A 21347-nucleotide genomic window follows, 5' to 3' on the forward strand; every position below is an offset into this window, starting at 1 on the left:
ATGGCTCTGAAGGAGAATAATACACTAGAAGGTTTTTCCAAAATTTTATGTCATAGAATACTTGTCATGTACCATATGGAAAGGAGAACTGCTGCCGCCAAATATCCGTCCACGAGACGATAACTGCGTTTTCTTTCTTTTTCGATTTCATGAAAAGCCTTTTGATTCAGAATTGTAGCCCCTTCTGCGGGAGGTGCTGAAATGAACCATGCTTTAACCCATTCCTGGCCCCAGTCGACTTTTTTGCCGGATGCGCGGCTTACTGCGTAAAGAAGAATCAGAATTAAAAGTATGGCGAGAAGCAGCCATGGAAGCAGTTCCATAACAGGCAAATATGCTCTCGTCCCCAAAAATTCCGGCAGGACATTGGGAAAACGAAACTCCAGCATGGTCAGTATACCATCGCTGACAGCTTCAAAAAACACCGGTACCATACAGACCGCCAGGGAATCTGTAAACTCATATAGAAGACCCAGGCAGACTCCAATCAACAGGTATCCGGGAGCTGTGTAAGGATTGAGACATGTCAGGGCATACAACAGGGCACTCAGAACCAGAGCGGAAACCACACTTTTCTGTTTAAAGGTATCGTAAAACAGGATACAGGCAATCATGCTGTAAAACATATTCCTGAAAAGCAGAATCAGGAAAAGCCAGACGTAACCCGCGCCAGTAACAGAGCGCGCCATGAGTGCAGGGTTAGGAAGGACAGCCATAGTGACTGCGATGCTGCCGTTTTCAATGATATAAAATAAGACGCCGATAACGGCTGAAGCCAGGTAAATGCCAGATGAAATATGCGTAAAGTGGATATGTCTCCTCAAGATAACCTTATTTTTTCTGCCCCAGTGAACCCACGCCGCAGTATATCCGATTACAGCGGCTGGAATCATTGCCATCCACTGTGGCTTTGGCAGAGAAAAGTAGAGCATATTGCAGAAAATTACCGTCACAAAAGAAAACAACAATGCCTTTATCATCTGCCTGTTTAGATTTCTTACTTCATGGACAACTTCCATACTCCAATAGTCTTTGGTTATATCGGTGAACTGATACCCTGATTTTTCATAAGCGTCGATTTGTTTTAATGCTTTTTCTATGTCCGGTGCTTTTCCCTCTAAATCCTGTTTCCTGAGTCCCTCGCAAACCTCCTTTATTTTTGCCATTCTTACCATCTCCCTTTCTGTGTTGGAAATACATTGTTCCATGCAGCTTTCCAGGGACAGAGTACGGCCTTCCATACTCCTGATATCTTCGATGGATACATTCAGCTTCCGGTAAAGCCTGATCTGATGCAGCGTCTTCACGTCATCCGCAGAATATTCCCGGTACTGGTTCTCCGGATTCCGGCACGGCGCGATTAACCCCTCTCTTTCATAAAAACGGATATTCTGACGCGTAATGCCTGTAAGTTGTTCCACATCTTTGATCGTCATCCTGCTCCGCCTCCTTTCAGTCTCAGAGTAAGGGGTATACAGGGTATAATGTCAAGGCTTAAATGAAATTTTTGAAAAAATTCCGACCTCGTTTACCGTTTCCCACCGGTCAATACGGTCTTCACGAGATATTCTGCCCTCTCATACTCTTTTTTTTCAACATAAAGGTAATACTGTCTTAAGACGGATTCATCCATAAATGCAGTTCCCAGCGTCCGGCGGCCACGTCTTCCGCAGTCAGGCACGGTTTTCCAGTCATACGGGATCTGATTCTCAGCCAGAATATCCTTTACACGGTTAAAATCATTCAGTGAAAATGTAACCAGAACTTCTTTTTTCTGCCAGAAAAACATGGTTTGTGTCCTCCTATTGATTCAATGGTTCTCCCAGTATTTTTTCGATCGAGGTCTTTACCAGCTGGAAGGCCACTTCGTTCATTCCGCTGTTGATGATGATGTCCGCCAGCGGTTTGGTAGGTTCTACATATAAGTAATGCATGGGCTTGACGGTTGTCAGATACTGTTCCACCACGCCCTCGATATCCCGTCCGCGTTCCTTGACATCCCGGATCACCCGCCGCAGAATCCGTTCATCCGCGTCCGCCTCCACAAATATCTTGATGTCAAACATATCGCGGAGCCGCTGGTCGGCAAATACCAGAATTCCCTCCACCAGGATTACCCTTTTGGGAAGGACTGTGAGAAACTGATCCGACCGGTTGTGCTGGGAATAATCGTATACGGGACATTCAATGGCCTTGCCGCCCCGCAGTCTGGACAGCTGATCCAGGAGAAGCTCCGTCTCAAACGCCTCCGGATGATCGTAATTCATTTTTTTCCGCTCCTCAAAGGGAATGCCATCCTGCTTTTTATAGTAATTATCGTGATAAAGGACGGCGATATCATCGTGAAACGCATCCTTTAACCGGTTGGTAAATGTGGATTTCCCTGATCCGGTCCCCCCTGCGATTCCAATTAATATGCTCTTCATAGATTTATTCCTCCCGTGTTTTTTTGTATTTACTCTCTGTATTCTTTTGATTCGATCTGCGAATCTCATTCAAACGCTCCAAATCCTCTTTGGTGCATCCATTTCCATAACGCGCCTTCTCGTATACCTGATGGTAGATCCCGCAGAGGGAAGGCTCCTCCGGGAATCCGCTTTTATTTTCCAGCTCCTCCGGCGTTTCCGTCCGGGAAATCCGGCCTCTGCCGTTAAGCCGTCTCAAAATTTCTCTTTTATACGCCCTGCGGATTCTTCCCTCAATGGTAAAATCTCTCCACAGAGGCGTTCCCTTCGCCTGTCCGGTATGGATCCTGCTGAAAACAACGGCCGGTTTCATGAATTCCTTTTCATCTCCGTCTTCTCTCTGCTTCAATAGACGGATCAGCAGGAAAAACAGCTGCCTGAGCAAATATACAGCGAGAAGTACCATGAAAACGACGGCAGCGGCTGTGAGAGCCGCATCCAGGATTTTTGCGATGAGCGAAGGCGCCGCCGCCTCTTCTCCCAGCTCCGGAGGGATAAAGCTCCCGGAAGGCATGGATTCCACTGGCTCGTTTACGGCTTCCGGAAGAAAACTGGACAGAAAGCGAAGAATGGCGGTCAGGACAGACTTTAACCCGTTCACCAGCCAGTTCAGGTGAAGAAGGGAGAACACGGCCATGAAAGCTCCCGTTACGGCCAGAAACACGGCCATGTACACTCCATTTACCAGCTTCATCTGCGATTTCGGAATCTGATCCGTCGCCGGATGCATGCTCAGAAAACTGTCGCAGGAATGGAGCTGCAGATGAAGCAGATAGAAAAGGATTACCAGATATAATCCCGCATACCCTGCTGTCATGAGCCGTGAACTGGGAATGAAGTATCCGGCAATGTAGAGGAAAACAGACACGCCGGCCAAAATTATATGGATTCCGCTTAAATCGGCGGTAATCCAGCGGTTGATCCATTTAAATCTTGTCATAAGGCACCTCCCACTTCATCGTCAGAGCAGCCGGACAGAGGGAAAATACTGCCTCGTCTTCCGGCCGCAGCGGTGCGATCCATAAAGATCCCGGACTATAGCGGCAGAATTCCTGGTATGCCGTCTGAAGCTCCGGCCGTTTGCAGGATGAGATCATGATGTATAGACAGTCTTCCGCCTTCTTTTCCAGACTTCCTTCCCTCATCAGTGTCTCGAAGGGAGTCAGGGAAATGTCATAGCGGAGACGGCTGAGCGCCTCCATGCACCGGGTGACGTGGCTCGCTCCTGCTCCGGCGGGGACGAAGGAGGGCTCTTCGGCCGCCGCGTCGATGCCGTTGCTGAAAAATCCAGTTGGAATTCCCGCGGAGACAAAGGAGTCGATGAAAGAACCGCAGATCGAGATGGCCTCCTCCCGGAGCGCCTCCGACGCCCACGGATAGTCCGAATCCATATTCAGAAAGAGGAAGATATTCTGGGAGGCCGTGGACTCATGTACGTTGACCTTTAAAGCTCCGGTTCGGGCCGTGGCCTTCCAGTTGACACTGCGCATGGAGTCGTAGGTCTGATACTCCCGGATTCCCTTCAGTTCAAAGGGATCGGTAACCAGTCTGCTTCTCGACAGGCAGGTGCCCATCATCTTCTGAAATGGAACATTCAGACGGCCGCAGTCCGCAGCCGCCGGATAGACGTATAAATGAGAATCCAGGGACAGAGTCTCAATGAAATGGCCGGAAAAGAACAGATCATGGCTGACCAGATCCAGACTCTTTATTTCGTAATATCCGCGTTTGCGGCAGTGGAACCGCAGCTTTCTCGTGATCTTCTGATAAGGAAAGACGGAGAAGACGTCGTTGCGGTACGTATAGTCGGAGACAGCGGAGTTCTCCCCCGTGACGAATTCCAGTTCTCTGCCGATGCGGAATTTGACCCGCAGAATCGAGAGCGGAAGAAACTTCGCATTGACAACGGTCTCCAGTAGATACGCCTCGCCGCCGCAAACCGCGGGATTTCCCTGAAACGCAGCGTCCGCAGTCAGCCCCTTCTTCCAGAACCGCTCGTACAAGACGCGCTGAAGGACATAGAGAAAGCCGGCCCCAAGGGCCATCAGGATCAGTTCCATTTATGTATTCCACTCCTCTGTAGGCACAAAGACGGTATTTAAGAGCTGTTCGATAATCTGGCGGCCCGTACTTCTTCCGGTCAGCGTTCTGGCGAGAACCAGCCTGTGAGCCAGGACGGGAACGGCCAGCGCCTTGATATCCTCGGGAACCACGTAGTCCCGTCCCTTCACCAGGGCATAGGCCCGGGCTGCCCGGTAAAAGGCCAGGCTGCCGCGGGGACTGACGCCCCCTTCCACTTCGCTGTGCTTCCTGGTGGCGAGAACCAGTTCGACGAGATAATCCATCAGATGGGGATGGACGTATACCGCCTCCGCTTCCTTCATCAGGTTTAAAAGCGCCTCCCGGCCACATACGGCGGTCAGGCTGTCATAGGGATTCTCTTTGCCGAAGCGTTCAAGGATCTGCCGCTCCTCCACCGCGTCCGGAAGTCCCATGGGGATCTGCATCAGAAAACGGTCCAGCTGGGCCTCGGGGAGCGGATACGTCCCCGCCGTCTCGATGGGATTCTGAGTCGCAATAACGAAAAACGGTTCTTCCAGCTTCTTCGTTTCCCCGTCGATGGTCACCTGGTGCTCTTCCATACACTCCAGCAGGCTGGACTGTGTCCTGGGCGTGGCCCGGTTGATCTCATCCGCCAGAAGCAGATTGGTAAACACCGGACCGCCGCGAAAGATGAACTCTCCGGCCTTCTGATTGTAATAGTTGAGCCCGGTTATGTCAGACGGCAGCAGGTCCGGTGTGAACTGGACCCTCGAAAAGGACAGCTCCATACTCTTTGCCAGAGACTTTGCCAGCATGGTCTTGCCGGTTCCGGGAACATCCTCCAAAAGTACGTGGCCTCCTGCCAGAATCGCAGAGAGAAGTAAGTCCGTCACCTCTTCTTTTCCCACCAGTACCCGTCCTATATTTGCCTTGATTGCTTCGATCACTTCTTTCATTCCAGTGCCTCCTGCCATAATATGGAAATTATAACCTTTCCTGCTATTTTATCAAATTAACCGCAGGCATACAAGAAGAACCGCCTCTTTCTGGATAAAGAGGCGGTCATTTTTCCTGGTTATTCAGTTAAATTATGGTATCTGCATTCTCATAGACCACGGAAACCGGCTTCAAATGGTTGTAGTAATTGGCAAATGTAACCGTCATATACGGATATACATAGATATACGCCAGACCGCAGGTAACGCCGCCGAGCAGCATCCAGAAGAAGAAAGAGAACTCCAGGATAAAGTATTCCATCTTGTGGCCGGCCATCATCTCCTTGCTCTCGCGGATACACTGCATAATTCCTTTATTGGGATCCTCAACCATGATGAAGATGGCCTGGGAATAACGGTACGCTGCAATGATACCCGGTATTACAAGCAGTATACACCAGAGCAGGACAAAAACCGATATCATAAGCGTCAGCCCTATGGCTTTCAGCAGATAACGAACCGAAGAAAACAAATCTCCGTAAGACATGGACCCATCCCGGTTTGCCACTTTCAGGCAGTAGCTGCTGTATCCAAACTGTAAAACCGTGCTGATCACTAAGTAAATGATAAAAAATACGAGAGAAGAAACAATATACGTGCTGGTTTCCCCTGTGTTGGCGGAAGATCCCGTGCTAATGATATTGCCCCAGAAATCGAGAATAAACTGAACACCGGAAAGAATCATAACGACCACTCCCATGATGAGCGTAACCACATAGGGGTTGACAGCTGCCTCCCGCATCTTATTTTTAGCATCAAATTTTAATTCCTGCCTATTCATACATGCCCTCCTTATATGTCGCTGAACTGTTATATTTTTAACAGCATAAGTCTATCACGCCGACCTGTTAATTTCAACCATTTTCTGAAAATGTGCTTAATTTGAAAGTAATACGGTTACAGATTTAGCTTGTCATAACTTTTTTCCAAATACAGATTGAGTTTTTTACCAAGTTCGGCGTGATCCTCTGAGATGAGCTCCGGATCCTCATCCAACAGCCGGTTGACCTCCTCAGACACCGTCTTTAAGATATTGGCATCGGTAAAGATGTCGGCCAGTTTAAATTCCAGATCACCGCTTTGTCTGAGCCCGAAGATGTCTCCCGGGCCGCGCAGCTTTAAATCCTCGGAGGCAATGAAGAAGCCATCGTTGGATTTGCTCAGGATCGTCAGACGTTCCCTGGTTCCATCCTGACCGGAGCCGTCCACCAGGATGCAGTAGGACTGGTGCTTTCCACGGCCGACACGGCCCCGCAGCTGATGAAGCTGGGCCAGTCCGAAGCGCTCCGCATTTTCAACCATCATAACGGTGGCATTGGGAACGTTGACGCCTACTTCCACGACGGTGGTGGAGACGAGAACCTTGATCTCCCCGGCGGCAAACCGTTCCATGACCGCATTTTTCTCTTTCGCCTTCATCTTACCGTGGAGATATTCCACCGGAATCCCCGGCAGCGCGCTCTGGAGTTTCTTCGCATAATCCAGAACATTCTCCGCCTCGATCATCTCACTGGCCTCCACCATGGGGCAGATCACGTACGCCTGACGCCCGGCGGCCACCTCCCCTTTGATAAAGGAATACGCCGTGTTCCGGTAACTGGTGTCCACAACACAATTCTTGATAGGGAGCCGGTTGGCCGGCAGTTCATCGATGATGGAAATATCGAGGTCGCCGTAAATGATTATGGCCAGTGTTCTGGGGATCGGCGTCGCACTCATAACAAGAACGTGAGGCTCGTCCCCTTTGCCGCCCAGCATCTCGCGCTGGCTGACACCGAACCGGTGCTGCTCATCGGTAATGACGAGGGCCAGCTTGTCGTATACCACCTTCTCCTGTATGAGCGCATGGGTTCCGATAATGATATCGGCTTCGTGGGAGGCGATTTTCCCGTAGGCGGTCCGCTTCTCCTTTGCCGTCATGGAACCGGTTACCAGCACCACCTGTTTGTCAATGCCATTTTCCTCGAACAGGGAGAGCATGGACTCGTAGTGCTGTCTGGCAAGAACCTCAGTCGGCACCATGAGCGCGCCCTGATATCCGTTGTAAGCCGCCTCCAGCAGGGCGAGGACGGCGATAATGGTCTTTCCGGAGCCGACATCACCCTGTATTAACCGGTTCATCACCTTTCCGCTCGTCATATCGCGAAACACCTCCGTAAGCACCTTGCTCTGCGCGCCCGTCAGCGCGTAGGGAAGATTTTTCACGAGGCTGATTACTTCATCGGAGGGCGTCATCCGAAAGTGGCTTTCCCGGTCCACACGCCTGTCCTTTAAACGGCGTACAGCCATGAGAAACAGGAAGAATTCGTCGAAAACGAGCCGTTTCCTGGCGAAGAGCAGTTCCGTCCGGTCTGTGGGGAAATGAATATGTTCGATAGCAAAATTATATTCCGCCAGTTCATGGCGGATCCGCAGATCTAAGGGCATGTAATCGCGGACCATCTGTCTCACCGACAGGGCCTGCTTCACTGCCCGCACAATGGTCTTGTTGGGAAGCCCCTTTGTCTGTCCGTAGATGGGCTGCATGGAGTGGATAACCTCCCCGTAGGCATCGCCCAGAAATATCTCCGGCTGTTCCATCGTAAGGCGTCCGTTTTTCTTAACCACCCGTCCGCGGAACACGGCGCGCATACCGGCCTTTAAAGTGGCGTGCAGATAAGGCATGTTGTACCAGGTAAGGGTCAGGGAACCCGTAATGTCCCTGATCATGGTGGTAATCACCTGAATATGGCTGTAACGCTTCACTTCGGCGCTTTTAAACAGCACTCCGGAGACTGCCATCACGGTATCCGGCTTCAGTTCTCCGACAGAGACCGGTTCCTCGTAGGCATCATAGGCCCGCGGATAGTATTCCAGCAGTTCATCCACGGTTCCGATTCCCAGCTTCCCAAACAGTTTTCCGGTCTTCTCACCAATGCCTTTTAAGGTATCCAAAGGTTGTTGATTCATGTTTCTTTCACCTTTCCCAAAAAAGTTCCCGGGCAGATTGTCTGCCCGGGAGCTGTTCCTGTTTCTTCTGTTCTACTCTACGGATATCAGATAATAGTAGATTGGCTGGCCGCCCGGATGGAGCTCTACTTCACAGTCGCCGAACGACTCCTCTGCCTTCTCACGAAGCGTCTCCGCGTCTTCCTCCGACACGTCCGCGCCGTAATAGATGGTAATCAGCTCAGATTCTTCATCCACCATGGATTTGAGGGATTCCAGCGCCGTATGCTCGATGGCTTTCCCCACCGCCAGGATTCCGTGGTCTCCGAGAGCCATGATGTCGCCCTCGTTGATCTCAATGTTATCGATCATGGTGTTGCGCACCGCATAAGTAATCTGTCCGGTTTTGACGCGCTGCATCTCCTCGGTCATTACTTTCTCATTCTCTTCTGCTGATAAATCCGGTGCGAAATTGATCAGAGCTGTAATTCCCTGAGGGATCGTTCTGGACGGAATTACGATGACATGCTTATCCTTTGTAAGCTTCTTGGCCTGTTCTGCCGCAAGTATGATGTTCTTGTTGTTCGGAAGAATATAAACCGTATCGGCATTGACACGGTCGATGGCGTTTAACATATCTTCGGTGCTTGGGTTCATGGTCTGGCCGCCCTGAATCAGGTAATCGGCTCCAATTCCCTTAAAGATCTCGTCGAGCCCCTCGCCGACGGATACGGAGATGAAGCCGTAAGGCTTTCTCGGTCCTGCGTTCTTCTCTTCATCCGCTTTCTGCTGAGCGGCCAGCTTTTCCGAATCCTTAATCAGTTTTTCCTGATGCTCTTCCCTCATGTTGTCGATCTTCATACGTGACAGGGAGCCAAAGGTCAGTGCCTTCTGAATCGCGAGTCCAGGATCGTTGGTATGGACGTGAACCTTGACGATATCGTCATCTGAAACGACAACGATGGAATCGCCGATGGATTCTAAATATCCCTTAAATTCATGTTCGCTCTTCTCATCGTAAGGCTTCTCCAGATTCACGATAAATTCCGTACAGTAACCGAACTTGATATCGAAATCATCGGTTACCGCAGCACCGCCTGATACGCTTCCGGCGCTCGCTGCACCTTCCACGGATAAATCCAGTTCCTTGCCCATCAGACAGTCGAGAGCGCTCTTTACGACCTGCATAAGGCCCTGTCCGCCGGAATCGACGACACCGGCCTGTTTCAGCACGGGAAGCATCTCCGGAGTCTGGCTCAGCACATAATCGCCGTGTTCGATAACCTTCTGACAAAATTCGATGATATCTTCCGTCTCTGTCACCAGTTCCACAGCCTTGTCCGCCATTCCCTTGGCAACCGTCAGGATCGTTCCCTCTTTCGGCTTCATAACGGCCTTGTAAGCCGTCTCTGTCGCTCTGACGAAGGAATTCGCAAGAGTCGTCGTCGTGATCTTATCCACCGTCTTTATTTCTTTTGTAAAGCCTCTGAAAAGCTGGGAAAGAATAACGCCGGAATTGCCGCGGGCGCCTCTTAACGAGCCGGAAGAAATGGCCTTTGCCAGAGATTCCATGTCCGGATGTTCGATGGCCGCCACTTCCCTTGCCGCCGACATGATGGTCATCGTCATATTCGTACCCGTATCCCCGTCCGGAACCGGGAACACGTTGAGTTCATTGATCCATTCCTTCTTAGCTTCCAATCCTTTTGCACCGGCCAGAAATGCTTTCTTCAGCATCTCTCCGTCTATATACTTCATACCCACAGGTAGTTTCCTCCTTAATCTATCACTCTTACACCTTCAACGAAGATGTTGATCTTATCTACCGTCATGCCGGTGAACTCTTCTACTTTGTACTTCACATTTTCGATCAGATTGTCAGCTACCGCCGAAATGCTGATTCCATATGCTACGATGACATGGAAGTCGATGGTGATATGGTTGTCCTGTATATTCACGTTAATTCCGTGCGTCAGACTTTCGCGTTTTAAAAGCTTAACAAGGCCGTCCTTCATGCTAACAGCCGCCATGCCGACAATACCGAAACATTCTACTGCAGTAGTGCCCGCGTACATAGCGATAACATCAGGGCCAATCTGGATTTCACCCAGTTTATTATTGATGTAACCCTTCATAATTTTTACCTCCTATCATTCTGACTGATTTGATTATACATTATTTTCCCAAAAAAAGAAACAAATTTTTAAATTTCACTTGCAAAAGTATGCAATTTCTGTTATCATACATTTGTTGTGGATTTTTATAACAGAAAATCCAAGTAGCGTTTAAGGAGGTGCAATCATGGCTAAATGTGCAATCTGTGAAAAAGCTGCTCACTTTGGTAATGCGGTGAGCCATTCCCATAGAAGATCTAACAAGATGTGGAAAGCAAACGTAAAGTCCGTTAAAGTTAAAGTTAACGGAGGCAATAAGAAGATGTACGTATGTACTTCCTGCTTAAGATCTGGTTTAGTTGAGAGAGCTTAATCATTTAGGAAAACTCCAGGCTGATAATAGCCTGGAGCTTTTTTTGTTTTGCCGGAAAATGCTCCTGCTGAAGCAGTTTTAGAACTCTTTATTTTAAATGGAAACGGGTATCAGCGCATCTCTCCCGTTTCCAACAAACACTCTCTACCAACAGAATAAGTTGTATCCCAGTACCATACAGGCGATGATGAACAATATCGTCATGATTGTTGCCGGGATAAAAAGCAGAATTGCCATTCCTGCGCCAAAGCAGAACAGCATCAGACCACATACTCTCTTCATATAATCCCTCAATCCATTTACATGCTATATGATATAGTATGCGGCTTATCCTCTTCTTATTCAGTTTTTTCCTCGTCTGCCGCAGCCATCTCTTCCGCTACCTTTAATGCTTCAGGGGAAACATCTTGGGAACCCCCTGTAAACTTATTGACAAAATCAGGCACCATGTCCAGGATCTTCGTCATGGCATCCTGCTGTTTGATGTTGACCAGCTTCGTCACGCCGTTCTGAATAATTAAAATGGCGCTGGGGCTCATCTTGGCATTCATACCGCCTGCGCCCTTCTGCTTTGCGCTTTCAGCAAATGAGCCGGCAGCCATGCCGCAGGTCACATCAACCAGAGGAAGAATGATGGTATCGTCCACCTTTACTGCCTCTCCCACTACGGTTTTTGTCGTTACAAAGGTATCCATACCCTTGAACAGAGCCTCCACTGTAGATGTAAAATAATTATCTGCCATCTGATCTGTTCCTCCTTTAACGAAGCCATTTTCTTAACAGGCCTCTGAAATTCTTATCGAGCAGCATCCTTCCCGCAATGAGAAGCAGTGTGCCGGCCCGGATTCTTCCTTTAAAATGTCCCTCCGCCGTAAATACCTGTCTGTCAAATACCGGGTAAATGTCAAGCTGCTTATGGCAGAACGGGTAAACCGCGCTGACCGCAGTTAAAACCTGACCGGTCGTATAGGGATCGTCGAAGCCGAATACCACTTCGCCCTTTCCTTTTTTGGGAAGGAGGTGGCGGACCAGTTTCTTTAACTGCCTCAGAAGAAGGCGGATTGTCTTTCGGTTATTCTCATTGGAAATCCAGGATTGAATCTCTTCTTTTTTCTCTTTTATGGTTTTTAGTTTATCACAGATCCCCTCGAAAGAATACTTAAGTTTTGCGAAAATTGACGAAAGCCTGTCGGCTGCCGCCTGGGCCTTTCCGCCGCTTGTCTTTTTACTTTCATGTTCCTTGTCGGAACTATTCTGATCTGAACCTTCCTGCACTGAACCATTCTGATTTGAATTACCCTGACCTGGCTCTTCATTCAGCCGTGACGATTTCTGCGGCTCTATTTTCTGCGGCTCGTTGCGCTTTTCTTCTGAATTTGTGCGCTCGCTGTCAGAAGCAGTGCCTTCGGGAAGTTTTCCTTCTTCCGTGAGCCGTTTTTTCCCGGAGCGTTCCACATCCTTCAGGATATCGCCGGAGAATTCTTCCGCATCCTCGTCAGTCACTTCCATGGCGTGGACCAGCATCTCTTCCGCATCCTCTCTGCTCTCTTCCACGGGTTTGAAGAGCCGGAAGCCGAACAGCCGGATGAGAATGGAGAACTCGTCCTCATAAGCTGCCGTTACAGAGACAATATGTAGCAGCCATGTGACCCGGACTTTCCCTTTCAGCCGTTCGTAATAAGAGCCTTCGATCCGGTATCTGACCGGTACGAAGAGAATCAGAAGAAGCACGCCGAGAATAAGTCCCAGCAGAATCAGGACCAGAATTCCCAGCAGTTTTAAAATAAATAATATGATAGGAAGCATGGACACCTCACATCTCGCCGGCTTCTGGAACATGTTCAGACATGTTTCGGGCCTGATTGTCGCGGCCGCCCGTACACGGAGCGTGCGAGTGACCGTTTATATAACCGGTCAAATCGAAGCCGCCGGTATTCCGGTACAGTTCATCTATAATCTGCCTTGTCACCTCCAGGGCCTCCCAGTAGTCGGCAGCAATACCGATGATGAAGAACTCCTCATCCCTGTACCACGGAGCCGAAAGCTCCATGGCCGGATAGATATCAAGTACATTATTCCCACTTAATGAGGGTGTAATCACATAGGCCCCTGAAATCAGGCGGGAATTTCTGATTGCCTGAATGATTTGATACCGTTTCTTTTTCGCTTTGTCACCCACATATAAGTGGTCATACCAGCTTATCTTCATATTCCATCAGCTCTTCCAATAATTCCTTGCAGGTTTCTTTTTCCGCCTCGTCCCCGCAGCTTTCCAGGCTCCCTCTGATGTAGGATTTGATCTCATCAATTGAATTAAAGTACACCGGAAGGTCCGAGAGCACTTTCGCCATAATGGCGCGCATGACTGGTCTGGAGGTGCCGGAAAATACGGTTTCCAGCTGACCAAAATATGCTTCTGCGGTTTTTTCCAGGTACGCCCTGTCTACCAGCTCCTGCGAGCCGTCCTCTTCTTCGCCGCTTTCTGCGGTGACCTTCTTTAAATCCATAAAGGAACTTCCGGAAAGGAGAAGATCAACGTTGCCGGCTCTCACATAATCGGGATCGGCGAGCAGCTCCGGTGTCTCCGGCGGAAATTCCGAACGGAGATATCTCTCATAATAGGCTTCCTGACGCCCTTCCAGCTGTGTAAGAAGCGCCGTGAAGGACTCTTCCGCTTCTCCGCCGCCATTTTTCGTTAAGCCATTTAACACTCCGGTGATGATGGAATGATAGAGCTTCTCCTCGCTGACATCGATTACTGCGTCGCTCTTAGCGAGAGAAAGAACGTATAAGTCATTGATAATTTCCTGCAGGCTTACGAAGCATTCTGCTTCTTCATTCAGCTCTGCACTCACACCCATAAGCTTCGCCTGGGCTTCCGAAAACGCCTCCGGTGAAAGGCTGCGGTAATCCATATGGCCGAACTGCTTAAGTGTCTCATATAAGGATCTGCGTCCCTCCGCCATCCCTTCCGGAAGGGATGCCATGGATTCGGTCTTAAGCGTATACATCATGTCATTTAAGCTGTCCACAGGAGAACCGGTATAAACCGAGAGCCCCTCCAGCACGAGGCTGTAGAATTTCTGCTTTGTCAGACGAACAGGGAGCTGGCCGATGATCTGGCGGATGCGCCCGTTCATAACGGCAGATTCCTTGGTATTCGTGATAAATGCCATCAGCATATCCGTAAAGGTCTCGTCGTTGTAGCCGGTTTCCGGCAGAGTCTTATAGGATCTCTCCAGCCGGTTTAACACATATTCGTAAATCTGAAAGCAGTCTGTGTAAGCCGTCAGAATCTCCACCTCACGGGTAACCTCTTCCCGGAGCTGGTCCAGCCGGTTAAGGATCTCTTTCCCCTCCAGATACGCTCCAATGAGCTCATTGAGGGTCAGAAGAAACGCGCCGCCTTTTCCGGGAAGCTCCGGTTCCTCTGTCAGGGTTTCGTATAAAGTATAGTAATTGAGTGCCAGCCTCGTATAAGAATATTGATACGCCGCTGTCATCTGTTTTTTTATGAAACGGGTTTCCAATGTATTATCCTCCTGAAGACTTATCCCCGATAATTTGCGAGTATGGACCTGCGCAATAGATCGAGAGACTTTACGACGGCCTGCTCTCTGATCTTATCCCGGTTGCCCTTGAAGTGGTACTCTTCCACTTTCACCTTATCTTTCATATAGCAGGCAATATAAACGAGCCCCACAGGCTTGTCTCCCTCGGTCGAAGGTCCGGCAATTCCGGTGACGGCGATACAGACATCGGCGTCAGTTGCAAATACACCGCCTGTGGCCATCTCCTTCGCAGTTTGTTCGCTAACGGCACCGTATTTCTTGAGGGTTCCCTTGCTGACATCGAGAATTTTCCTCTTTGCCTTATTGGAGTAGGTGACGAAGCCCTCACGGAATACTTCGGAGGCTCCCGACACATTAACCAGGCGCCCGGCGATCAGGCCGCCGGTACAGGACTCCGCGGTAGTAACTGTGAGCTCATACTTTTTAAGAAGACGGACGACTGCCATCTCCAGGGTCTCCTCTTCCTTTGTGGTATAGATATCATCACCGAAACGGTTCTTGATCTCCTTTACGACAGGCTTAATCAGGCTCTTGGCCGTCTCGTCATCGGCCGCGCGTGCCGTTACACGCAGATGTACCTCCGCCGTCTTTGCGTAAGGGGCGATGGTCGGATTCGTCTGTGCGGCGATTAAATCCTTGATCTGGTCTGCCACCTGGCTCTCCCCGTGGCCGCAGATCTTGATCATCTGGGAACGGATCACCTCAGGCTGTAATTCCTGAAGATATGGGGATACCGCGTCCAGGAAAAGCGGCTTTAACTCGTTAAAGGGGCCGGGAAGGAGAATCGCTGCCTTTCCTGCCTTTTCCAGAATGAGTCCGGGGGCTGTGCCGTTATGATTGTCAAGAACTTTGCAGCCTTCCGGAATAAGCGCCTGTTTCCAGTTGTTTTCCGTGATAACCGGATAGATGCTATTCTTGAAATACGTCTCGATCCGCTCTCTCGTATGCGGGTCTTCCACCAGCTTAAAGCCCATAACCTCGGCGCAGACTTCCTTTGTGATGTCGTCCTCCGTAGGTCCAAGGCCGCCGGTCAGGATGATGATATCCGCCCTTTGCAGAGCCGTGTTAATATCTTCCGCCAGCCGTTCCCGGTTGTCTCCCACCGTTACCTGATGGTACATGGAGAGGCCGAGTGACGCGCATTTCTCCGCGAGGAACTGGGCGTTGGTATTCACGATATTTCCAAGTAAAAGTTCTGTTCCGACTGAAATTAATTCAACAACCATAATGATTTACAGACTCCCTTCCGTAAGAACACGATAATTTTTCGCAATGTAATCGATCAGTGAAACCACCGTCAGAACCAGCGCGATGACGCTGAAAATGGTGGTCAGAATGGACAGTGCCGGGATATTTACAATCAGCAGCACAGACATAATCATCTGAGAGACGGTCTTAAATTTTCCCCAGTAGCTGGCGGCGATCACGACACCGTTGTCAGATGCTACCAGACGGAAGCCGCTGATGATGAACTCGCGGCTGATGATGATAATCACGAACCAGGCCGGAAGCTGGCCAAGGCCGACGAAACAGATTAAGCCGGAACAGACCAGGAGCTTGTCTGCCAGCGGGTCCATGAATTTTCCAAAGTTGGTTACCAGATTGTATTTCCTGGCGATCTTTCCATCCAGTAAGTCTGTAAAGCTGGCTACGATGAAAATGACCGCGGCGATATAGCGGTACGTCTGGTTGACACCGCCGTCAAGCAGCATAAAGAGTACAAAAAACGGAATCATGATGATTCGAAGAATCGTCAGTTTATTCGGTAAATTCATTGAAATTTCAAGCAGGAATACTCACATTTAAAGCCATGAGAAGAACTGCCTGTCTCCTTTCTGTTAATAATGCTTTTCTTGTGTCTATTAATTCTAATTTCTTATATAATGCGGAACGATGAATCACTTCACCATTCAATGTTCTAATATCAAAGTATCCACTCGCTCTTCGGCCTAAAACGAAACCAATTTGATTCTTGTACCTGACTTTATCAAATAAACGAAATCCTTTTACTAAATACTTTGCCTGATTCCGTTTTCGTTTTCCACCTTTTTGAATATTTATTTTATGAATCTGACGGTTATGACAACGTACTTTCTTCTGAAAAAAATAATACCCAAGTGGTTCTGCCAACAGGTTTCCTGATATACAGCGGGCATCAGTATAGTGAGTTTTGGGTAAACCATACTGTATTCTCGTGTTTTTTGTAATATAGCCATACGTCATTGATACATCTGGAAATTTTTCTTTTAGCCGATGATAGAAGGACCATCGCATCGTCCCCATAAACGCCGCATCACGCAGTGATAATCTTCGCTTTAAGTCCATTTCTATTTTGCCCTTATGATACTTGTCATGGCAGTATCTGCACAGAGTAATTAGATTATTTGGTGAATCGCCACCGGTTTTCCGGCTTTCAATATGATGCACATTTAAAATATTATCTTTAGATTTTCCATGACAGCACTGACATTCATGGTTATCTTTCCACAATACATATTCTCTGACATTCCAAAAACTCAGTTGACTCCCCTGTTGGTACTCTTTACCGCTTATGTCTGGATTCTCAATTCTCTGGATATCAAAAGAAGCTGTTTCCACAATAATTTTTGAGACTGGAAGAATCTTGTATACATCACAAACCACCCGTAAATGAGTCGAGATTTTCTGTTCTATGGACGGTGCCAGCCAGCCTTTGTTTTTTGAATGAACCCGGTTATAAAATCTTGGAGCACGATATCTTAATTTGCTTCTGCGAGCCCGTCTATATTGTTTGCGGGTTGATAACAATTCTACAACATTATTTCGAAGTTCTACATCAGCTGCATATAATTCCTTTTGTTCTGTAGTTGCTGATAAGCCAATATGCTTACTTCCTGCATCGATACCAAGAGTAATATTCTGTACCTGATTTTCACAGTCAAACAGCAATTGAATCGTAAAAGGTTCTTTTTTTACTGGTTTTGCACAATGATTCTTCAACAGCTTCCTCGCCTTTGCCTCCTTACAGGGCATTAAGGGTTGCCCATTCATATTCAATACATACACCATGATTTTAAATCCTCCTGTATGCTGAAGTCATGCAGCCTTAGACGATGTTATATAAGGTTTTCTGATAGCAACACTGTTTCTGCCCGTTAAAACTGTTTAATCGCTATTCTTAGAGCAGTGGATTAGGCTGTACGTCCACTGGTAACTATATATTCTTATATAACGGAGTACATTAAGCACCGGGTCTAGTCAATAAAGGCTTTGAAAGCCTGTCACTTTTGCAATGGGCTATTGACCTTCTATCTCTCCTATTAAATCGTATTCCAGCGCGCCTGTCACCCTGGCCCTTACAAAGGTTCCGGACATCAGCTCCTCGCCGGTCTGGATGAAAATCATGCCATCCACGCCAGGGCCGTCCATATAGGTTCGTCCCACATAGGCGTTTTCATCGGCAACCTTGCCTTCGATCATGACATCCAGGGATCTTCCAATCATGGACTGAGAATGGTCAAAGGAGATTTCCTGCTGGAGCTCCATGATGGCATCGCGCCGTTCTTCCTTCACTTCCTGCGGAATCTGATCCGGGAATCCGGCCGCCGGAGTGTCTTCCTCCGCGGAGTAAGCGAACACGCCGAGGCGCTCAAACTCCATCTCGTCCACGAATTCCATCAGCGTCTCATGATCCTCCTCCGTCTCTCCCGGAAATCCGGATATGAGGGTCGTACGGATTGCGATATCGGGAATCTCACTGCGGAGTTTACCGACGATCTCCTTTAACTGCTCCCTGGAAGTTCTCCTTCCCATGCGGTGCAGGATGGTATCGCTGGCATGCTGAATCGGCATGTCAAGATAATGGCAGACCTTTTCCTCTGTTTTTATGGTTTCGATCAGCTCATCGGTGATCTCCTCCGGATAGCAGTACTGAATCCGGATCCACTGAAGGCCGGAAATGCGGCAGAGTCTCTTTAAAAGCTCCGGAAGCGACTTCTTTCCATAGAGATCCACGCCGTACAGCGTCGTCTCCTGGGCTACCAGGATCAGTTCCTTTACGCCCTGATCGGCCAGTGACTGTGCCTCCGATACCAGCCGTTCCATGGGAACACTGCGGAAATTGCCGCGCAGGCTGGGAATAATACAGTAGGTACAGTGCTTGTCACAGCCTTCGGCAATCTTTAAGAATGCGTAATGGCCTCCGGTAGTGATTACCCGGTCTGTCTTCACCTCAGGAATGAGATCCAGATCGTGGAAGCACTGGACGTGCTCTCTGCCGCCAAGCGCCTCGGCCAGCACATGGGATATCTCGTCATAGGTGGTGGTACCGAGGATTCCATCGACTTCCGGAATCTCATCGATGATCTCCTGTTTGTAGCGCTGAGCCAGGCAGCCGGTAACGATCAGCGCCTTACACTTCCCCACTTCCTTCATCTGCGCCATCTCGAGGATTGTGTTAACGCTCTCCTCCTTGGCGTCACCGATGAAGCAGCATGTGTTGATGACAATGACATCCGCATCGTACTCGTCATCCGTAAAGGTATAGCCGTCCTTGTTTAAAAGCCCCAGCATCATCTCCGTATCCACCAGGTTCTTATCACAGCCCAGCGAAATGCATAGTAATTTCATAAAATATTATAACTCCTGTCTTTTCGTATGTCTTTTTGCATCTTTATTTCGTATCATGTATTTGCATCATTGCATCATTGCATCATTGTATCATTCATTTCGTATCTTTGTTTCAATCCTCGCGGCCAGTGAACTGGCGGACATGCTGCTGTCCGTAACACCACGGTGAATGGAAAATGGAAAGGCCATCTCTGCCAATGTGGAGACGGCCTTCAACCCCGGGCACTGTTAAGAAATAACGCAGCCATCTGATTTGTCTAAAGCTCCATACGCCGCGTTGTCGTCAATCGGCGTACGCCGTACGCCTCATTCCTCCGCCTTGCGCATGAAGCTTTATCCTGCATCATCTGTCCAAGTTGTTTCTTAACAGTGCCTTATCAATCGTCTTCTTCCGTTGCGTCCGCTTCGCTTAAGATCTTTACATCGCCGTCATATAATTCTTCTACGGCAACGGAAAGCGGCTTCTTTCCGGCAATTGGAAGATCAGACTCGGCTCCACCGATGATCTGTCTCGCTCTCTTTGCCGCGGCGATCACGATGGAATAACGGCTCTGAACAACCGGCTGTTCTCCTGGTTCTACCTCGCTGTTTACTACTTTAATTAAATCTGAATAAGATGGATGTAACATCTTTCATTCCCCTTTCCTGATAGCTATATATTCTTTAATTCTTCCCTGATCTGGGATAAAAATGCCAAATTATTTGAAACTCTGCTGTGCTGTACCGCAATCATCTTATGAAGCTGCTCTGTACAGGAACTGATTTCATCGTTGATTAAAATATAATCGTAGGAATCCATGCCCTCCGCCTCTTCCACTGCCCGGCGAAGTCTTGCATTAATCACATCCATGCTTTCCGTGCCTCTGCCGATCAGGCGTCTCTTTAATTCTTCCGCGCCCGGCGGCATGACAAAGATCAGGATGGCTTCCGGGAAACGCTCCTTTACTTTTAAAGCGCCCTGAATCTCGATCTCTAAAAGCACGTCTTTTCCCTGTTCCATCTGTCTTAATACATACTCCTTCGGAGTTCCGTAGTAATGATTGACGTACTGCGCGTATTCGATCAGCGCATCCTGTTCCATCATCTCTTTAAATCGGTCTTCCGTCACAAAAAAATATTCCCGTCCATCCACTTCTCCCTCTCTGGGATTCCTGGTGGTAGCGGATATGGATAACGCATAATTGTCATACTTCTCAAGCAGAGCCTTCATAAGGGTGCCTTTTCCGGCGCCTGAAAATCCCGATATGACTGCCAGCACACCATGTTCGTTCATAAGTTTCCACCTCGTTATGAGCACTTAGCGCCTCTACTCAGCGTCTGTACTCTATTCTATGTTCTGAATCTGTTCCCTTACCTTCTCGATCTCGGTCTTCAGCGCAATGGCCTTATCCGAAATCTCCAAATCATTGGCCTTCGATAAAATGGTGTTGGCCTCCCGGTTCATCTCCTGGGCAATGAAATCCAGTTTCCTTCCCACGCTGCCGCCGGCTTCCAGCTCCGCCTTCGTATTCTCAATGTGGCTTCTCAGACGTACGGTCTCTTCATCCACACAGATCTTATCGGCAAAGATCGTCACCTCTGTGGCGATTCTTCCTTCATCAATGGTCGTATTGGAAAGCAGTTCTTTTACCTTGTCTTCCAGCTTGGTGCGGTACTCCTCCATAATCCGCGGGGAGCGCTCCTCGATAAAATCCACAAGACTGGTCATAAAGCTTAACTTGCCCTGTAAATCAGCCTTTAGATTCTCACCCTCCGTGACTCTGGTATCAACAAACCGTCTGGCGGCCTCTTCAACCGTCTCGGACAGAAGCTTCCACATGTGTTCCTCATCTTCCGGAACCTCCTCCATCGAGAGAACTTCCGGACATCTGGAAAGCGTGGATACTGTCACATCATTTCGTATACCAAACTGAGTCTCCATCCTGGCAAAATAATCCATATATTCGGCGGCAAGCGCGCTGTTATACTTCAAGCACAGCTTGTTCTCCGTGTAGTCTTCATAAGTAATAAATACGTCGACTTTTCCGCGCTGGATATAATTCTTCAGCAGATTCCTGATTCCGGCTTCAAAAAAATTGAACTTCTTTGGCATCTTGATGCTTAAATCCAGGTATCTGTGATTGACCGCCTTCATCTCGACGGAAATCTTATATTCATCCGTGACGGTTTCGAATCTTCCAAAACCTGTCATGCTTTTTATCATTCCTTGTGCCTTCCTTTCGCCATAGATACCATCCATTATAAGTCAT

23 protein-coding genes are annotated in these 21347 nt (G+C 48.6%); 1 reads left to right on the forward strand and 22 read right to left on the reverse strand.

Annotated features, from left to right (window positions below):
• Positions 1–50: 50 nt before the first annotated feature.
• The 10 genes from H8S75_RS13575 to H8S75_RS13620 all read right to left on the reverse strand — a co-directional run bounded on the left by H8S75_RS13575 (position 51) and on the right by H8S75_RS13620 (position 10566).
• Positions 51–1436 carry a MerR family transcriptional regulator gene (locus tag H8S75_RS13575; protein ID WP_187022080.1) on the reverse strand — a complete coding sequence of 462 codons (1386 nt, stop codon included), beginning with the start codon at positions 1434–1436 and terminating at the stop codon, positions 51–53.
• A 92-nt stretch (positions 1437–1528) separates the two neighbouring features.
• A complete protein-coding gene (locus H8S75_RS13580) occupies positions 1529–1789 on the reverse strand; it encodes a hypothetical protein (RefSeq protein ID WP_187022081.1) in 261 nt (86 codons plus the stop codon).
• Positions 1790–1802: 13 nt separating this feature from the next.
• Positions 1803–2426: a uridine kinase gene (gene udk, locus H8S75_RS13585; protein WP_187022082.1), complete on the reverse strand. Its 624-nt coding sequence runs from the start codon at positions 2424–2426 to the stop codon at positions 1803–1805.
• A gap of 4 nt (positions 2427–2430) precedes the next feature.
• Positions 2431–3405 (reverse strand): sodium:solute symporter, encoded by a 975-nt coding sequence (locus H8S75_RS13590; protein WP_187022083.1) that lies wholly within the window; start codon positions 3403–3405, stop codon positions 2431–2433.
• Positions 3392–4525, reverse strand: a complete 1134-nt coding sequence (locus H8S75_RS13595) for a DUF58 domain-containing protein (RefSeq protein WP_187022084.1) — start codon at positions 4523–4525, stop codon at positions 3392–3394. The genes H8S75_RS13590 and H8S75_RS13595 overlap by 14 nt, the downstream gene beginning before the upstream one ends.
• On the reverse strand, positions 4526–5464 hold the full coding sequence (locus tag H8S75_RS13600) for an AAA family ATPase (protein ID WP_207729129.1): 939 nt from the start codon (positions 5462–5464) through the stop codon (positions 4526–4528).
• Between the two features lie 127 nt (positions 5465–5591).
• Positions 5592–6284, reverse strand: a complete 693-nt coding sequence (locus tag H8S75_RS13605) for a DUF975 family protein (protein ID WP_187022086.1) — start codon at positions 6282–6284, stop codon at positions 5592–5594.
• A gap of 116 nt (positions 6285–6400) precedes the next feature.
• The gene (gene recG, locus H8S75_RS13610) at positions 6401–8452 is read right to left on the reverse strand and encodes an ATP-dependent DNA helicase RecG (RefSeq protein WP_187022087.1); all 2052 of its coding nucleotides are present in this window, start codon (positions 8450–8452) and stop codon (positions 6401–6403) included.
• 72 nt (positions 8453–8524) lie between these two features.
• Positions 8525–10195, reverse strand: a complete 1671-nt coding sequence (locus tag H8S75_RS13615; protein WP_187022088.1) for a DAK2 domain-containing protein — start codon at positions 10193–10195, stop codon at positions 8525–8527.
• Positions 10196–10209: 14 nt separating this feature from the next.
• Positions 10210–10566 (reverse strand): Asp23/Gls24 family envelope stress response protein, encoded by a 357-nt coding sequence (locus tag H8S75_RS13620; protein ID WP_002604164.1) that lies wholly within the window; start codon positions 10564–10566, stop codon positions 10210–10212.
• A gap of 166 nt (positions 10567–10732) precedes the next feature.
• On the opposite strand from H8S75_RS13620, the gene rpmB reads away from it, so the two are divergent.
• Positions 10733–10918 carry a 50S ribosomal protein L28 gene (gene rpmB, locus H8S75_RS13625; protein ID WP_002604165.1) on the forward strand — a complete coding sequence of 62 codons (186 nt, stop codon included), beginning with the start codon at positions 10733–10735 and terminating at the stop codon, positions 10916–10918.
• Positions 10919–11062: 144 nt separating this feature from the next.
• Here rpmB and H8S75_RS13630 read toward each other — a convergent pair whose 3' ends face one another.
• From H8S75_RS13630 to H8S75_RS13685, 12 genes are all read right to left on the reverse strand, one after another.
• Positions 11063–11200 carry a hypothetical protein gene (locus H8S75_RS13630; protein WP_002604166.1) on the reverse strand — a complete coding sequence of 46 codons (138 nt, stop codon included), beginning with the start codon at positions 11198–11200 and terminating at the stop codon, positions 11063–11065.
• A 56-nt stretch (positions 11201–11256) separates the two neighbouring features.
• Positions 11257–11661 carry a GerW family sporulation protein gene (locus H8S75_RS13635; RefSeq protein WP_002604167.1) on the reverse strand — a complete coding sequence of 135 codons (405 nt, stop codon included), beginning with the start codon at positions 11659–11661 and terminating at the stop codon, positions 11257–11259.
• Between the two features lie 16 nt (positions 11662–11677).
• Complete coding sequence (locus tag H8S75_RS13640) at positions 11678–12724, reverse strand: DUF2953 domain-containing protein (RefSeq protein ID WP_187022089.1); 1047 nt, start codon at positions 12722–12724, stop codon at positions 11678–11680.
• 7 nt (positions 12725–12731) lie between these two features.
• The gene (locus tag H8S75_RS13645) at positions 12732–13127 is read right to left on the reverse strand and encodes a hypothetical protein (protein WP_187022090.1); all 396 of its coding nucleotides are present in this window, start codon (positions 13125–13127) and stop codon (positions 12732–12734) included.
• Positions 13108–14448 (reverse strand): hypothetical protein, encoded by a 1341-nt coding sequence (locus H8S75_RS13650; RefSeq protein WP_243270265.1) that lies wholly within the window; start codon positions 14446–14448, stop codon positions 13108–13110. The genes H8S75_RS13645 and H8S75_RS13650 overlap by 20 nt, the downstream gene beginning before the upstream one ends.
• Before the next feature lie 20 nt (positions 14449–14468).
• On the reverse strand, positions 14469–15716 hold the full coding sequence (locus H8S75_RS13655) for a competence/damage-inducible protein A (RefSeq protein ID WP_002604171.1): 1248 nt from the start codon (positions 15714–15716) through the stop codon (positions 14469–14471).
• 6 nt (positions 15717–15722) lie between these two features.
• The gene (pgsA, locus tag H8S75_RS13660) at positions 15723–16265 is read right to left on the reverse strand and encodes a CDP-diacylglycerol--glycerol-3-phosphate 3-phosphatidyltransferase (RefSeq protein WP_187022091.1); all 543 of its coding nucleotides are present in this window, start codon (positions 16263–16265) and stop codon (positions 15723–15725) included.
• A gap of 7 nt (positions 16266–16272) precedes the next feature.
• Complete coding sequence (gene iscB / locus H8S75_RS13665; protein ID WP_187022092.1) at positions 16273–17538, reverse strand: RNA-guided endonuclease IscB; 1266 nt, start codon at positions 17536–17538, stop codon at positions 16273–16275.
• Between the two features lie 228 nt (positions 17539–17766).
• Positions 17767–19098 carry a 30S ribosomal protein S12 methylthiotransferase RimO gene (rimO, locus tag H8S75_RS13670; RefSeq protein ID WP_187022093.1) on the reverse strand — a complete coding sequence of 444 codons (1332 nt, stop codon included), beginning with the start codon at positions 19096–19098 and terminating at the stop codon, positions 17767–17769.
• A 377-nt stretch (positions 19099–19475) separates the two neighbouring features.
• A complete protein-coding gene (gene rpoZ, locus H8S75_RS13675; protein WP_110323322.1) occupies positions 19476–19727 on the reverse strand; it encodes a DNA-directed RNA polymerase subunit omega in 252 nt (83 codons plus the stop codon).
• A gap of 23 nt (positions 19728–19750) precedes the next feature.
• Positions 19751–20371 carry a guanylate kinase gene (gmk, locus tag H8S75_RS13680; RefSeq protein WP_187022094.1) on the reverse strand — a complete coding sequence of 207 codons (621 nt, stop codon included), beginning with the start codon at positions 20369–20371 and terminating at the stop codon, positions 19751–19753.
• Positions 20372–20422: 51 nt separating this feature from the next.
• The gene (locus H8S75_RS13685) at positions 20423–21301 is read right to left on the reverse strand and encodes a YicC/YloC family endoribonuclease (protein WP_025530418.1); all 879 of its coding nucleotides are present in this window, start codon (positions 21299–21301) and stop codon (positions 20423–20425) included.
• Positions 21302–21347 lie beyond the last annotated feature (46 nt).

The sequence above is a fragment of the Hungatella hominis genome, assembly GCF_014288005.1.
Taxonomy (GTDB): domain Bacteria; phylum Bacillota; class Clostridia; order Lachnospirales; family Lachnospiraceae; genus Hungatella; species Hungatella effluvii.